Source organism: Atlantibacter hermannii, from assembly GCF_009907385.1.
GTDB classification, from domain to species: Bacteria; Pseudomonadota; Gammaproteobacteria; order Enterobacterales; family Enterobacteriaceae; genus Atlantibacter; species Atlantibacter hermannii_A.
This window is the reverse complement of the sequence record NZ_JAAATR010000030.1, coordinates 1-1,734: the sequence shown is the minus strand read 5'-3', so window position 1 is coordinate 1,734 and position 1,734 is coordinate 1. Positions and strand designations below refer to the sequence as shown.

At 53.5% G+C, this 1,734-nt stretch carries 1 rRNA gene; it reads left to right on the top strand.

From position 1 onward, the window contains the following. The first annotated feature begins 145 nt into the window (after positions 1-145). A 16S ribosomal RNA gene (locus tag GV764_RS08965) occupies positions 146-1,687 on the top strand. The last annotated feature ends 47 nt before the right edge of the window (positions 1,688-1,734 follow it).

Below are 1,734 nucleotides of genomic sequence, written 5' to 3'. Positions count from 1 at the left end.
ACTGCTCTTTAACAATTTATCAGACAATCTGTGTGGGCACTCGCAGGATTGATATCTCAGTACCTCCGGGTACACAAAGAATTATCAAGTCTCTGAGTGAACACGTAATTCATTACGAAGTTTAATTCACGAGCATCAAACTTTTAAATTGAAGAGTTTGATCATGGCTCAGATTGAACGCTGGCGGCAGGCCTAACACATGCAAGTCGAACGGTAACAGGAAGCAGCTTGCTGCTTTGCTGACGAGTGGCGGACGGGTGAGTAATGTCTGGGGATCTGCCTGATGGAGGGGGATAACTACTGGAAACGGTAGCTAATACCGCATAACGTCGCAAGACCAAAGAGGGGGACCTTCGGGCCTCTTGCCATCAGATGAACCCAGATGGGATTAGCTAGTAGGTGGGGTAACGGCTCACCTAGGCGACGATCCCTAGCTGGTCTGAGAGGATGACCAGCCACACTGGAACTGAGACACGGTCCAGACTCCTACGGGAGGCAGCAGTGGGGAATATTGCACAATGGGCGCAAGCCTGATGCAGCCATGCCGCGTGTATGAAGAAGGCCTTCGGGTTGTAAAGTACTTTCAGCGGGGAGGAAGGGGAAGTGGTTAATAACCGCTGCCATTGACGTTACCCGCAGAAGAAGCACCGGCTAACTCCGTGCCAGCAGCCGCGGTAATACGGAGGGTGCAAGCGTTAATCGGAATTACTGGGCGTAAAGCGCACGCAGGCGGTCTGTCAAGTCGGATGTGAAATCCCCGGGCTCAACCTGGGAACTGCATCCGAAACTGGCAGGCTTGAGTCTTGTAGAGGGGGGTAGAATTCCAGGTGTAGCGGTGAAATGCGTAGAGATCTGGAGGAATACCGGTGGCGAAGGCGGCCCCCTGGACAAAGACTGACGCTCAGGTGCGAAAGCGTGGGGAGCAAACAGGATTAGATACCCTGGTAGTCCACGCCGTAAACGATGTCGACTTGGAGGTTGTGCCCTTGAGGCGTGGCTTCCGGAGCTAACGCGTTAAGTCGACCGCCTGGGGAGTACGGCCGCAAGGTTAAAACTCAAATGAATTGACGGGGGCCCGCACAAGCGGTGGAGCATGTGGTTTAATTCGATGCAACGCGAAGAACCTTACCTGGTCTTGACATCCACAGAATTCTGCAGAGATGCGGAAGTGCCTTCGGGAACTGTGAGACAGGTGCTGCATGGCTGTCGTCAGCTCGTGTTGTGAAATGTTGGGTTAAGTCCCGCAACGAGCGCAACCCTTATCCTTTGTTGCCAGCGGTCAGGCCGGGAACTCAAAGGAGACTGCCAGTGATAAACTGGAGGAAGGTGGGGATGACGTCAAGTCATCATGGCCCTTACGACCAGGGCTACACACGTGCTACAATGGCGCATACAAAGAGAAGCGACCTCGCGAGAGCAAGCGGACCTCATAAAGTGCGTCGTAGTCCGGATTGGAGTCTGCAACTCGACTCCATGAAGTCGGAATCGCTAGTAATCGTGGATCAGAATGCCACGGTGAATACGTTCCCGGGCCTTGTACACACCGCCCGTCACACCATGGGAGTGGGTTGCAAAAGAAGTAGGTAGCTTAACCTCCGGGAGGGCGCTTACCACTTTGTGATTCATGACTGGGGTGAAGTCGTAACAAGGTAACCGTAGGGGAACCTGCGGTTGGATCACCTCCTTACCTTAAAGATACAGCCCGCGCAGTGCTCACACAGATTGTCTGATAGA